Source organism: Pseudomonadota bacterium, assembly GCA_016719885.1.
GTDB lineage: Bacteria > Pseudomonadota > Gammaproteobacteria.
Map to the genome: position 1 here is coordinate 459329 of JADJYF010000001.1, position 13445 is coordinate 472773.

At 65.8% G+C, this 13445-nt stretch carries 11 protein-coding genes; 5 read left to right on the top strand and 6 right to left on the bottom strand.

The window, feature by feature from the left end:
• Positions 1 to 17: 17 nt before the first annotated feature.
• The 6 genes from IPM80_02115 to IPM80_02140 form a co-directional block, all read right to left on the bottom strand.
• Positions 18 to 1088 (bottom strand): phosphotransferase family protein, encoded by a 1071-nt coding sequence (locus tag IPM80_02115; GenBank protein ID MBK8957240.1) that lies wholly within the window; start codon positions 1086 to 1088, stop codon positions 18 to 20.
• An 11-nt stretch (positions 1089 to 1099) separates the two neighbouring features.
• Entirely contained in the window at positions 1100 to 2323 is a 1224-nt protein-coding gene (locus IPM80_02120; GenBank protein ID MBK8957241.1) for a CoA transferase, read from the bottom strand.
• Positions 2324 to 2332: 9 nt separating this feature from the next.
• A complete protein-coding gene (locus IPM80_02125) occupies positions 2333 to 3193 on the bottom strand; it encodes a MaoC family dehydratase N-terminal domain-containing protein (GenBank protein MBK8957242.1) in 861 nt (286 codons plus the stop codon).
• Positions 3194 to 3322: 129 nt separating this feature from the next.
• Complete coding sequence (locus IPM80_02130; protein ID MBK8957243.1) at positions 3323 to 5008, bottom strand: acyl-CoA/acyl-ACP dehydrogenase; 1686 nt, start codon at positions 5006 to 5008, stop codon at positions 3323 to 3325.
• A gap of 19 nt (positions 5009 to 5027) precedes the next feature.
• Positions 5028 to 5933, bottom strand: coding sequence for an SDR family oxidoreductase (locus IPM80_02135; protein MBK8957244.1), 906 nt, complete (start codon positions 5931 to 5933; stop codon positions 5028 to 5030).
• 124 nt (positions 5934 to 6057) lie between these two features.
• The gene (locus IPM80_02140) at positions 6058 to 6957 is read right to left on the bottom strand and encodes an LLM class F420-dependent oxidoreductase (GenBank protein ID MBK8957245.1); all 900 of its coding nucleotides are present in this window, start codon (positions 6955 to 6957) and stop codon (positions 6058 to 6060) included.
• A 252-nt stretch (positions 6958 to 7209) separates the two neighbouring features.
• Between IPM80_02140 and cofE the strand changes: the two genes are divergently transcribed.
• The 5 genes from cofE (at position 7210) to IPM80_02165 (ending at position 13442) form a co-directional block, all read left to right on the top strand.
• The gene (cofE, locus tag IPM80_02145; GenBank protein MBK8957246.1) at positions 7210 to 7971 is read left to right on the top strand and encodes a coenzyme F420-0:L-glutamate ligase; all 762 of its coding nucleotides are present in this window, start codon (positions 7210 to 7212) and stop codon (positions 7969 to 7971) included.
• 1 nt (position 7972) lies between these two features.
• Positions 7973 to 8914, top strand: a complete 942-nt coding sequence (locus IPM80_02150) for a 2-phospho-L-lactate transferase (protein MBK8957247.1) — start codon at positions 7973 to 7975, stop codon at positions 8912 to 8914.
• A gap of 7 nt (positions 8915 to 8921) precedes the next feature.
• Positions 8922 to 9602 (top strand): 2-phospho-L-lactate guanylyltransferase, encoded by a 681-nt coding sequence (gene cofC, locus IPM80_02155; protein ID MBK8957248.1) that lies wholly within the window; start codon positions 8922 to 8924, stop codon positions 9600 to 9602.
• 76 nt (positions 9603 to 9678) lie between these two features.
• Positions 9679 to 12138: a 5-amino-6-(D-ribitylamino)uracil--L-tyrosine 4-hydroxyphenyl transferase CofH gene (gene cofH, locus IPM80_02160; GenBank protein MBK8957249.1), complete on the top strand. Its 2460-nt coding sequence runs from the start codon at positions 9679 to 9681 to the stop codon at positions 12136 to 12138.
• An 80-nt stretch (positions 12139 to 12218) separates the two neighbouring features.
• Positions 12219 to 13442: a CoA transferase gene (locus tag IPM80_02165; protein MBK8957250.1), complete on the top strand. Its 1224-nt coding sequence runs from the start codon at positions 12219 to 12221 to the stop codon at positions 13440 to 13442.
• The last annotated feature ends 3 nt before the right edge of the window (positions 13443 to 13445 follow it).

Consider the following 13445-nt stretch of genomic DNA (forward strand, 5'->3'; position numbering starts at 1 on the left):
CGCTGTCAGGCCTGGCTTCAGCCGCGCTTGCCCTCGACGTATTCCCAGGCGCGTTCGGCGAAACGCTCGACGATGTCGGTGGTGGACGGTGCGTCGGAACTCGCCGCCGTGCCGTCCTGCACGCGCTTGATGATGCCCTGGTAAATAGCCGCCAGGCGCCACGCGGTGTAGGCGTTGTAGAACTCCATGTGCTTTATTTCCTTGCGGCCGGTGAGCTCGCAATAGCGCGCGATGTATTGCGCCTGCGTGGGGATGCCCATCGCTTCGAGATCCATGCCGTCGAGACTGGATACGCGCTCATCGACCGCCGGGATCACCCACGGCGCCATGTGGTAGCTGAAATCGCCGAGCGGATCGCCGAGCGTGGCGAGCTCCCAGTCCAGCACCGCGATCACGCGCGGCTCGGTGGGATGCAGGATCATGTTGTCCATGCGGTAGTCGCCGTGGATCACGCACACCTCGTCGGACGGCGGAATGTTGTTGGGCAGCCATTCCATGAGCTTGTCCATGAGCGGGATCTTGGTGGTCTCGGACGACTTGTAGCCCTTGCTCCACACGTGGATCTGGCGCGCGATGTAATCGTTGGGCTTGCCGAAGCCTTCGAGGCCGATTTTCTTGTAATCGAGCTTCTGCAAATCGGCCAAGGTCACCAGCATCGCGTCGTAGATGGCGGCGCGCTCGGCCGGCGTCGGGCCCGGCAGGTGCAAGTCCCACAGGATGCGACCGTCGACCATCTCCATGATGTAGAACATGGTGCCGACCACGCTCGTGTCTTCACACAGCGCATAGGCGCGCGGCACCGGAAAGCCGGCGCGGTAGAGCGCATCGATGACGCGGAATTCGCGATCGACCTGGTGCGCCGACGGCAGCAGGTTGCCCGGCGGCTTGCGACGCAGGACGTAGCGCTGTTTGGGCGTGACGAGCTGGTAGGTGGGGTTGGATTGTCCGCCCTTGAATTCGCGGACCGTCAGCGGTCCTTCGTAGCCTTCCACCTCGGCTTCCATGAACGCGGCCAGCTTGTCGATGGGGAAGGCGAGGTGCGCCTGCACCTCCTTGGTTCCGGAAAATTTCTCCTGTCGGGTACTCATGTCGCTCTCTCTCAGGTCGCCGACGGGCCGGCGACGATTCCTTGGTCATGCAGGCGGCCGATCGCGGCGCTGTCGAGGCCGAGAACGTCCGCCAGGATTTCATCGGTGTGCTGGCCGACACGCGCGGCGGGGCGCGGCGGCTGACGTTCCATCTTCGAGAAGTACATCGGCGTGCCGCACACCGGGTAGGTGCCGATGCCGGGTTGTTCGATGTTGGAGAAGATCGGATTGTCCGGCGAACAGTCCGGGTCGTTCTCGACCAGTTCGCGCACGGTCTGGTACTTGTCCCAGCAGATGCCGCATTCTTCGAAGACCTTGGCGAGCTGCGCGAAGGGCTGCGTGGCGAACCACGGTTCGAGCAGCGCGCACAATTCGCGACGCGCGCTGAAGCGATCGCCCTCGTTGGCGAAATCGAGACCCATGCGCGCGGCCAGCGCGGCCACTTCGTTGCCGAGCCCGGTGGCTTTCAACAGGCCTTCCCACTGCTTGGCGCTGACCGCGATGATCATCACGCGCTGGCCGTCGCTGGACACGAAGTCGCGGCCGAAGGCGCCATAGAGGTAATTGCCGTTGCGCCCGCGGGTTTCGTGGTTGACGTGGAGCTCGCCGATGAAGCCGAGATTGCCGACCGCCGCCAGGGCGACGTCGGCCAGCGCCAGCTTGACCTGCTGGCCTTCGCCGGTCAGACGACGATGACGCTCGGCGGCCAACAGGTTAATGGCGGCGAGATAGGCGGTGGCAATGTCCCACGCCGGCAGCACGTGGTTGACCGGACGCGGGTCTTCCTCGGGGCCGGTCAGGTAGGGGAAGCCGACCTTGGCGTTGACGGTGTAGTCGAGCGCGCTCGAACCGTGGCGGTCACCGACGATTTCGTGCTGGATGAGATCGGGGCGACGCGCGCTCAAGGCCTTGTAATCGAGCCAGCCGCGCGCCGGCAGGTTGGTCGAGAAGATGCCGCCGTTCTCGCCCGGCGCGCAGATGAGCTCGGTGACCAGTTCACGGCCGGCCGGCGCGCGGATGTCGACCGCGATCGAGCGCTTGCCCTTGTTCATTTCCGCCCAGTAGATGCTGGTGTCGTCCTTGGTGACCGGCCAGCGGTGATAGTCGATACCGCCGCCCAGCTGATCGAAGCGGATGACGTCGGCGCCGAGCTGCGCGAGGGTCATGCCGCACATCGGCGCGGCGATGAAGGCCGAGCCCTCGACGATACGCATGCCTTTCAGGATTGCCTGCATGGGAACTCCTCAGGGCGCGATGCGCGCACTGCCGTTGTTAAGCACCACCACCTTGCGCTCCAGCACCGAGGTGCGGAAATAGGCGATGCCGTCCTCGTTCCAGATCTCGGTGCGCAGCGTCTCGCCCGGCAGCACCGGGGATGAGAAACGCACGTTCAAGGTTTTCATGCGTCGCGCGTCGTAGTCGCAGCAGCTCTTGAGGATGGCGTGCATGGCCACGCCCAAGGTGCAGCGGCCGTGCAGGATGGGCCGTTCGAAGCCGGCGCCGGTCGCGACCGCGGGGTCGGCATGCAAGGGATTCATGTCGCCGCACAGGCGGTAGATCAAGGCCTGGTTGAAGTTGGTCGCGAGATCGCACACCTGGTCGGGCGCGCGCTCGGGCGGCGCCGGCGGCGCGGGACGCGCCTGGCTCTTGCCGCCGAAGCCGCCGTCGGCGCGCGCCAGGGTATTCGAGCGCACCGTCGCATACAGGGTTTTGCCGTCAGCGCTGCGCAGTTCTTTCTTCAAGTACACGAAGCAGCCTTTGTCGGCGCCCCGGTCGACCACGTCTTCGATGATGGTTTCGCCCGTCACCGTGCCGGACGACGGCAAAGGCTCATGGATTTCCAATGCCTCTTCGGCATGCAGCACCTGCTGCCAGTTGAACCCGTACTTGGGGTCACGCATCCAGAAACCGGGATAGGCGATGACCAGTGCGAGGGTCGGCAGCGTGCGCAATTCGGGCTCTTCGTAGACATACGGCAGTTGCTTGGGGTCGACCGCGTCGGCGCCGACACCCACCGCCAGCGCATAGAGGATGACGTCCTTGATGCCGTAGGTCTCGGTCTGCTTGTTGATGACCGTGCCGATCAGTTCTGCGTGGTTCTTCATCGGGCCTCCGAATTCACTTCAATGCTTGAATTCTTATTGTGGGTCAGACTTCAGTCTGACATTTGCATCAGCGGCATGATGCCTTAACGAGGCTCCCCCAAGTCAGACCGAAGTCTGACCCACAGGAGATCATTCGCCTTTCAATATCAGTTCCCGTGCCACCACCTTCAGCGCCAGCGTCTCTTCCGCGCCTTCGAAAATCGACAGCACCCGCGCGTCGACGAAGTAACGGCTGACGGCGGTTTCTTCCGAGTAGCCCATGCCGCCGTGGATCTGCATCGCTTCGCGGGTGATGGATTCCGCCGCGCGGCAGGCGTAGAGCTTGACGAGGCTCGCTTCCATGTGACCGCGGCCCTGGTCCATCAGTCGCGCCACGTCGTAGGTCATTTCCTGGCAGGCGCGCAGGTTGGCGGCCATCGACACCAGCTTGGCGCGGGTCAGTTGGTAGTCGGCCAGGGGCTGCCCGAACACGCGGCGATCCTTGGCGTAGCGGATGGCGGATTCGAAGGCGGCGCGCATCACGCCGCAGGCACGCGCGGCGGTTTGCAGGCGCCCGCCGGCGAAGCCGGCCATGGTGTGGTAGAAACCGCGGTTGAGCCCGGCCTTGCCGCCGATGATGTTGGCTTCCGGTACGAACACGTTGTCGAAGAACAATGTGTAGGAATGCATGCCGCGATAGCCGATGGTCGGGATGGCCTTGCCGCTCAGCACGCCGCCGCTGGGCTGACGGAATTCAAAGGCCTTGTCGTCGGTCTGCGGTTTTTCCAACAGGAACAGGCTCAGGCCGCGGTGGCCGGCGGCCGGGTCGGCGTCGGTGCGCGCCAGCACCATCAGCAGGCCGGCCTTGCCGGCGAAGGTGCACCAGGTCTTGGCGCCGTTCAGCAGGAAGCCGCCGGCGGTCGGCGTGGCGCGCAGCCGCACCGCAGCGACGTCGGAGCCGCAGTCGGGCTCGGTGACGGCGATGGCCACGATGGGATTGCCGGCGGCGATGCCCGGCAGCCATTGCTGCTTCTGCGCTTCGTCGCCGCCCGCCATGATGGCGCGCGACAGGATCTCGGGGCGCGTCAGCGGACTGCCGGCGGCGGCCAGCGAGGCGCGGGACAACTCCTCGGTCACCACGCACATCGCGAGGTTGTCGTGGCCGGAGGCCGGCGCGGTGCCGCCGTAAGCTTCGGGGATGGACAGCGCGAAGCAGCCCATTTCCACCAGCGCGGCGAGGATGTCTTCAGGAATATTCAGGTCGTCGCGATGGATGTGCTCGGCCTGCGGCGCGACGATGTCGTCGGCGATGCGCGCGAAGCTCGAGGCGATGATCTGCTTGTCCTCATCGAGCAGCGAGCGGCCATGGCTGCCGTGCTCGAGGATCTGCGCGGCCGTCGCCTCGAGAAAGGCCGGCTGCAGATGGGTGGCGTTGAAGCGTTCGGCTTCGGCGGTCTCGAATGCTTCGTGCACCTCGCGGCCGTTCAAGCCCGTGAGGTGACGAATCTTTTCGAAACGCGCGCGCAGCTTGAGCAGGATCTCGGCCACGAAGGCGCCCGCCAGGTGGCTCTCGAAGGCCGCGCCGTGCTCATCGCCGTCGCGCTCGGTCATGCACGAGCGCGCGTAGTCGATGATGGCGTTGGCGGCATGGAGTTCGGCATTGATCATGGCGAACTCGTAACCTTGCACCTGGCAGTGATCCAAGGCCTGGTTGACGTCGGCCGCGCTCGTCACCTCGGCATGCGTATGACGCAGCGCGCGGCGGAACAAGGCGTCGATGCCCTTCAGTACCTCGGGGATGGCGGCCAGGGTCGAAGCTTGGGCGGATTGGGTCATGACCTGACTCCTGCGATGCTTACACCGGGTCCCAGGGCCACACGTCCTGCGAACGGTCGAGCGCGTAGAGATCCGACTTGAAGGCCGGCATGCAATGCTCGGCGATGGTCTCGGCGGTCCAGCCGTCGCCGCGATGCATGGAACGCTTCGGGCGGTGTTGGCTCATCAGGAAGATTTCGTTGTTGCGCACCGCGAAGATCTGCCCGGTGACCTCCTTGGCCGCGTCAGACAGCAGGTAGACCGCCATCGGCGCGATCTTGGCCGGCGTCATTTCCTTCAGCCGCTCGACGCGCTGGCGCTGCACTTCGTCGGTGATCGGAATGGTGCCGATCATGCGTGTCCAGGCGAACGGCGCGATGCAGTTCGAGCGCACGTTGTTGCGACCGAGATCCAGCGCGATGCTCTTCGACAGCGCGGCGATGCCGAGCTTGGCGGCGGCGTAGTTGGCCTGGCCGAAATTGCCGATGAGGCCCGAGGTCGAGGTCATGTGCACGTAGGCGCCGGTGTTGCGTTCACGGAAATGATCGGCGGCCGCGCGGCTGACGTAGAACGAGCCGTTGAGATGCACGTCGATGACGGCATGCCATTCATCGAGGCTCATCTTGTGGAACATGCGGTCGCGCAGGATGCCGGCGTTGTTGATGACGCCGTCGAGCTGGCCGAAATGCTTGATGGCGTCGGCCACCATCGCCTGCGCATCCTCGTAGCGCGCGACGCTGCCGAAATTGGCGACTGCCTGGCCGCCCATGGCCTCGATTTCACGCACCACTTCCTTGGCGGGCGTGCCTTCGATGTCGGCGCCGTCGGTGCTGGCGCCGAGATCGTTCACCACCACCTTGGCGCCGGCGGCCGCCATCGCCAAAGAAAAGTCGCGGCCGATGCCGCGTCCACCGCCGGTAACCAGTACCACTTTGCCGTCGAGCATACCCATGATGCGAAGACCTCCGTCGTCTAAAGGATTCGAATGCGTGGCGGCGGGGGCGTGCGTCGCGTCCCGACCGCGTCAGCGTGTGTCGTTACGGGCGGCGTGTGGACGTCGCCCGGTGCCATCAATCGTCGTCGTCGGGCGCGCGCGCGTCGCCCGCGTTGTCCAGCAATTCTTCGGCGAGTTGCTTCAACTCGTCGAGGATGTCCTCCAGCTCACGCGCCATGATCCAGACAATCAGTTCGTCGGCGCCAGCCGCCGCCACCTGGTCGCGGCCTTCGGCGCTGCGGAACAGGCCTTCCAGCGCGAAGGGCGCGACGTGGATGCTGCTACGGTCGCGGCCCGCGGCCGCGCAGGCCGCTTCAAGTTCGCGGCAACCGGCCGCGAATTCGTCCAGTGAAGACATCACCGGGATCCAGCCCTCGCCCCAAGCGACCACGCGCTTGAACACGCGCGCCGAACCGGAGCTGCCGAACATGATCGGCGGCCCGGCCTGGGTTTCAGGTTTGGGGTAGGAACGGATGGGTGGGAAGTTGTAATAACGTCCACTGTGGGACGGGGCGTCTTCGCGCCACAGCTTGCGCATCACTTCCACGCACTCGCGGGTCTGGGTCCAGCGGTGGTCGAAATCGACGCCCAGGATCTCCGACTCCTCGCGATTCCAGCCGGCGCCGATGCCGAACTGCACGCGACCATGGCTGTAGTGATCGACCGACGCCACCTGCTTGGCGAGGATCAAAGGATTGTGTTCCGGAACGAGACAGATGCCGCTGCCGAGCTTGATGCTGCGCGTGGTGGTGGCGGCGCGCGCCAGCGCAACCCACGGATCCGGCATCTGCCACAGGTAGTCGGGCGGTGGGTTGCCGGGGTCGCCGACGTAATCCGATGCAAACGACATCGGCATGATGGCGTGCTCCGGCACCCAGTAGGAATGGAAGCCGAGATCCTCGGCGGCCTTGGCCACGATGGCGGGGTCGCCACGCCTATCGGGCTGGATCTGGAACACCCCGATTTTGAGCGACACGAGCGACCTCCGCTGCGAACGAAAACGGCCTGCGACGGCGCCACGGGCAAGGCGCATGCATGGGCCCGGAAAGGGCCGAATAGTACTCGATCCTTTCGCCGGTGACATTGCCGAACCGAGGGTGTCGGCGGTGTGCGCGGCGCTTGCGCCGGCGCGGCCCTTCGCGGTTACATTAGCCCGCCCGGCGAGGCCGGGTGCTTGCGCCGAATGCATCGACTCGCCGGGCGCGAGACCACCAGCCGCGGATTGTTTATGCCCCGTATATCCCTCACCACGCTGTCGCGTATTCCGCTCGTCAAGTCGGGCGACAATCTCGTCGCGATCATTCTCGGCGCCGCCGCCGACGACGGTGTCAGTTTCAGCGACGGCGACATCGTGGTGCTGGCGCAGAAGATCGTGTCCAAGGCGGAAGGCCGACTGGTGCCGGTGGCCAGCGTCACGCCGGGTGACGAAGCCATCGAACTCGCCGCCGCCACCGACAAGGATCCGCGCATGGCGCAATTGATCCTCGACGAAGCGGCCTACGTCATGCGCCGCAAGCCCGGCGTCATCATCGTGCGCCACAAGCTCGGGCATGTCGGCGCCAATGCCGGCATCGACCAGTCGAACGTGGAACACGAGGGCGGTGAACAGGCCTTGCTGCTGCCGGTCGATCCCGATGCCTCGGCGCAGCGTCTGCACCAGGCGCTGAGCGCGGCGGCCGGGTGCCATGTCGGCGTCATCATCTGCGACAGCATGAACCGGCCGTGGCGGCTCGGCACCATCGGTGGCGCCATCGGCTGCGCCGGCATCGAAGTACTGGATGACCGCCGCGGCCAGCATGACATGTTCGGCCGCGAGCTCAAGGTCACCATGATCAACCGCGCCGACTCCATCGCGGCGATGGCCACCCTGCTCATGGGCGAATCGACGGAGCGTACGCCGGTGGCGGTGGTGCATGGCTTCGCGGTCGATGCGCACCACGGACGCGCCGCCGACATCATCCGTCCGCCGGCCGACGACCTGTTCAACTGACATGGCAAGCTATGTCGCACTGAGCGGTGGCGTCGGTGGCGCCAAGCTGGCGCTGGGCCTCACCCACCTGCTCGAGCCGCACGCCCTGACCTTGGTAGTGAACACCGGCGACGACTTCGAGCACCTCGGCCTGCACATCGCGCCGGATCTCGATACCCTGATGTACACGCTGTCCGGCCTCAGTAATACCGAGACCGGCTGGGGGCGGGCGGGGGAATCGTGGCAATGCCTGGACGCGCTGGCCGAACTCGGCGGCGAAACCTGGTTCCGGCTCGGCGATCGCGACCTGTCGGTGCACCTGCAACGCAGCCTGCGCCTGCGCGCGGGCGCCAGCTTGTCGACGGTCACCGCCGAACTCTACGCGGCACTCGGCATCCGTCATCGCGCGCTGCCGATGAGCGACCAGCCGGTGCGCACCCTGGTGCATTGCGACGCCGGTGTGCTGGCCTTCCAGCATTACTTCGTGCGTGAACGCTGCGCACCGCGGGTGAGCGGATTCAGCTTCGACGGCGCGGCGACCGCCAGCGCGGCGCCCGGCGTACTCGAGGCGCTGCGCGCAAGCGATCTCGCCGGCGTCATCATCTGCCCGTCGAATCCATTCTTGAGCATCGACCCGATACTCGCGGTGCCGGGTGTGCGTGAGGCCTTGCGCGCTTGCCGCGCGCCGGTGGTGGCGGTGTCACCGATAGTGGCGGGGCTCGCCATCAAGGGGCCGACCGCCAAGATCATGGAGGAACTCGCGCTGCCGCAGACCGCGGCGGCGGTGGCGGCCCATTACGGCTCGCTCATCGATGGTTTCATACTCGACGAAAGCGACCGCGCGCTGGCCGCGCAAATCGCCTCGACTACGCTGCGTGTGAGCACCGCGCAGAGCGTCATGGTGACGCTGGACGATAGGATCAATCTGGCGCACACTGCCCTGGACTTTCTCCGTACATTCTGAAGCCGGCATGTGGGTCGTCGTTCCCGTCAAACGTTTCTCGAATGCGAAGACGCGACTGGCGCCGCTGTTGTCGGCGGCCGAGCGCGAATCCCTGGCGCAGGCCATGTTGAACGACGTGCTGCGCGCGATTGCCGAGAGTCGGCGCGTGGCGGGCGTGCTGGTGGTGTCGCGCGAAGTGCGCGCCCGTTACTGCGTCGAGCGCATCGGCGGCTTGTTTCTCGAAGACACGGCGGACGATCTTTCCAGCGCCATCGAATTGGCGGGCGAATGGCTCGCGACCCACGGTCAACGCGGCATGCTGATGATCCCGGGCGACGTGCCGCTGGTCAGCGGCCGTGAGATCGACGAACTGCTGCTCACCCATCGCGGTGCGCCGGCCGTGACCCTGGCGCCCGACCGTGAACACGATGGCACCAACGCATTGGCGGTCAGTCCCGCCGATGCCATCCATTTCGCCTTCGGCAAGGGCAGCTTCGCCAAGCATCGCCAGGCGGCGCTCGACGTCGGCATCCAGGCACAGGTCGCCTTGCTGCCGGGCCTCGCGCTCGATGTCGACAACCCCATGGATCTGCAGACGCTGTTGACCTATGACAGTGAGACCGAGACCCTGGCTTATCTATGTGACAGCGGCATCGCGCGCCGCGTCATGCCTCATCACACCAGTGCGCGCGACTTGACCGGCTGGTAGAGAAACATGCTGAGCGCAGCAGTTTTTTTACTCGCCTCGTAAACGACGTCGCCGCCGCTTCACGGTTTTGTAAGTCATGAATTCCATCGCTTCGATACTGGCAGCCGCGGAAGCGGGGCAGACTCCGGATGATGCGCAGGCCCTGCGGCTGGCCGAATGCGCCGAACTCGGGCCCTTGATGGCGAGCGCCGCACGGCTGCGCGACCAGGGCTTCGGCAATGGCGTGACCTATTCGCGCAAGATTTTCATTCCGCTTACGCAGCTGTGTCGCGACGTGTGTCATTACTGCACCTTCGCCCAGGCGCCGAAGCGCGTCACCGAGCCCTACATGAGCATCGAGGCGGTGGTGGCCTTGGCGCGCGAAGGTCAGCGCCTCGGTTGCAAGGAGGCGCTGTTCACGCTCGGCGAACGGCCGGAGTTGCGCTACAAGACCGCGCGCGACGCGCTGGCGCGCATGGGCTTCGGCTCGACACTGGAATATCTGCGCGCGGCGGCCGAGGCGGTGTTCAGCGAGACCGGCCTGTTGCCGCACATGAACCCCGGCACCATGACGCTCGCCGAATGCGAAATGCTGCGCGAGGTGTCGCCGAGCATGGGCATCATGCTGGAGTCGGCGTCGGAGCGTCTGTGCGCCAAGGGCATGCCGCACCACGGGTCGCCCGACAAGCGGCCGGCGGTGCGCCTCGAAACCCTGCGCAACGCCGGTCGCGCGCGTATCCCCTTTACCAGCGGCATCCTCATCGGCATCGGCGAAACCCGCCGCGAGCGCATCGAAGCGCTGCTGGCGCTGCGCGCCGTGCACGCCGAGTTCGGTCACATCCAGGAAATCATCGTGCAGAACTTCCGGGCCAAGCCGGATACGAAAATGCACGACGCGCCGGAGCCCGACCTCGACGACATGCTGTGGACGCTGGCGGTGGCGCGCATCGTGTTCGGCGCGCACATGAGCATCCAGGCGCCGCCGAACCTGAGCCCGGGCGCGCTGCCCGAATTGGTTAAGGCCGGCATCAACGACTGGGGCGGTGTGTCGCCGCTGACGCCGGATCATGTGAACCCGGAAGCGCCGTGGCCGCATCTCGACAAGCTTGCCGCCGACACCGCCGCCGCCGGCAAACATCTCCACGAACGGCTGACCATCTACCCGCAGTACCTGCGCGGTCCGGCGTCATGGGTGGCGCAGCGTTTCGAGACCCCGTTGCTGCAGATGATCGATGCGGATGGCTATCCGCGCACCGACGACTGGTCGCCCGGCGAGGACATGACGCCGCCGCCGGCGGTGGTGGAGGCGATCTCGCGGCGTCCGGCCCGCGTGTCGAGCGACGTGGCCGCCATCCTCGCGCGCTGCGAGGCCGGCAAGCTCATCGACGAAAACGACATCGTCAGGTTGTTCCGCGCGCGCGGCGATGATTTCAGCGCCGTGTGCCAGGCCGCCGATCGCATTCGTCAGCGTGAGAACGGCGACGTGGTGAGCTTCGTCGTCAATCGCAACATCAATTACACCAATGTCTGCTATTTCAAGTGCCAGTTCTGCGCCTTCTCCAAGGGCAAACTGTCGGAGAACCTGCGCGGCTCGCCCTACGATCTCGATCACGACGAGATCAAGCGCCGCGTGCTGGAGGCTTGGGAGCGTGGCGCGACCGAGGTGTGCATGCAGGGCGGCATACACCCGCAGTACACCGGCGACACCTACATCGCCATTCTCGACGCAGTGAAGGACGCCGTGCCGGACATGCACATCCACGCGTTCTCGCCGCTGGAAGTGTGGCAGGGCGCGGCGACCCTGAAGCTGCCGCTGCGCGATTACCTTACGCGCCTCAAGGACGCCGGTCTCGGCACCTTGCCGGGCACCGCCGGCGAGATCCTCGACGACGAAGTGCGCGCCATCATTTGCCCGGACAAGATCAACACCGCGCAGTGGTTCGAAGTGATGCGCGCCGCGCACGAGGTCGGATTTCGTACCACCTCGACCATCATGTATGGACACGTCGACAGGCTCGAGCATTGGGCGCGTCACCTGTTGCGGGTGCGCGACCTGCAGCGCGAGACCGGTGGCTTCACCGAATTCGTGCCGCTGCCCTTCGTGCACATGGAAGCGCCGCTGTATCTCAAGGGCCGCGCGCGCAAGGGCCCGACCTTCCGCGAATGCGTGCTGATGCATGCGGTGGCGCGACTCGCCCTGCATCCGCATATCCGCAACGTGCAGACTTCGTGGGTCAAAATGGGGCACGCGGGCGTGCGCGCCTGCCTCAATGCCGGTGCCAATGATCTGGGCGGCACGCTCATGAACGAGAGCATCACGCGCGCGGCCGGCGCCAGCCATGGCCAGGAGACCTCGCCGGAAGAAATGATGGCGATGATCACGGCCTGCGAGCGCACGCCGCGACAGCGCTCGACGGCCTACGAGGCTGTGTCCGACGAGCGCATCGCCGCCGGGCGCGACGCCGCCGAACTCGCCGAAATCGTCAACACCCCGGCGCGCAAGTACGAACGCGCCGAGCGCCGCGAGCTGCTGCGTTCGCGTGTCGAGGTCGGCTGAGCGGCCGCCATCATTGGCCCGGCCGTGAGTGCCGGGCCACTCATAATCATGCCTGATTGCATCCTCGGGGGAGGGGAATGATGGCTGCCTTACCCAACCACATACTCAATGGCTTCCGCGTGCTGGACATGACCCATGTGCTCGCCGGCCCGACCGCGTCGCGGCTCATGGCGGAGATGGGCGCCGAGGTCATCAAGGTCGAGTTTCCGCCACTCGGCGACGTGGCGCGCATGTTGCCGGCGCACAAGAACGGGCGCAGCGCCTATTACACCCAGCAGAATCGCGGCAAGTTCAGCATATGCCTGAACGCCAAGACGTCGGAAGGCCGTGCGATCATCACGGACCTGCTGAAGACCGCCGATGTGTTCATCGAGAATTTCGCCCCGGGCGTGATTGGCCGCATGGGCTTTTCCTGGGACGAGGTGCACAAGATCAACCCGCGCCTGGTGATGTGCTCGATCTCGGCTTTCGGTCAGAGTGGGCCGCTGTCGTCACTGCCGGGCTTTGACTACATCGCCCAGGCCTACAGCGGCGTGATGGGCATGATCGGCGACCCCGATGGCGCGCCGTCATTTCCGATGGTGAGCATGGGCGACATCTCGACCGGTGTGCACGCCGCCGCCGCCATCGGCTTCGCGCTGCTGCACCGCGAGCGGGGCGGCGAGGGCCAGTATCTCGACATCTCGCTGCTCGACGCCTACACCGGCTACCACGAGCTCAATATCCACCTGTACAGCCTCACCAACGGCGAGGTCGAGCCGACCCGCGCCGGCAGCCAGCATTTCGCGGTCTGCCCGCTGGGCCTGTTCAAGACCCGCGAAGGCTATGTCTGCATCATCGCGCTGCAAAACCAGTGGGCACCGCTGTGCCGCGCCATCGGACGCCCGGAGTTGGCCGACGACCCACGCTACAACGACAACGCCAAGCGCGTGGCCCGTGCCAGCGACGTGATCGGCATCCTGCAGGCCTGGTGTGACGCGCAGCCCGATGACGCCGCCATCCTCGCCGCCCTCGAAGCCGAGCGTGTGCCCTGCGCGCCGGTGCTGCGTATCGGCCAGGTGGTGAGCCATCCGCATATGCTGGAACGGGGCACGGTGCGCGTGGTGAAGGACCCCAAGCTCGGCGAGGTGCTGATGCCCGGCATGCCGCTGCGTTTTTCCGGTTTCGAGCACAACCAGCCGCTGGAGGCCGCTTTTCTCGGCCAGCACAACGAGGCGGTGCTGACCGGGATGCTCGGCTACGACGCCGCGCGCATCGAAGCGCTGCGCGCCGCCGGCGTGCTTCATTCGAATGCCGACACCTGATTT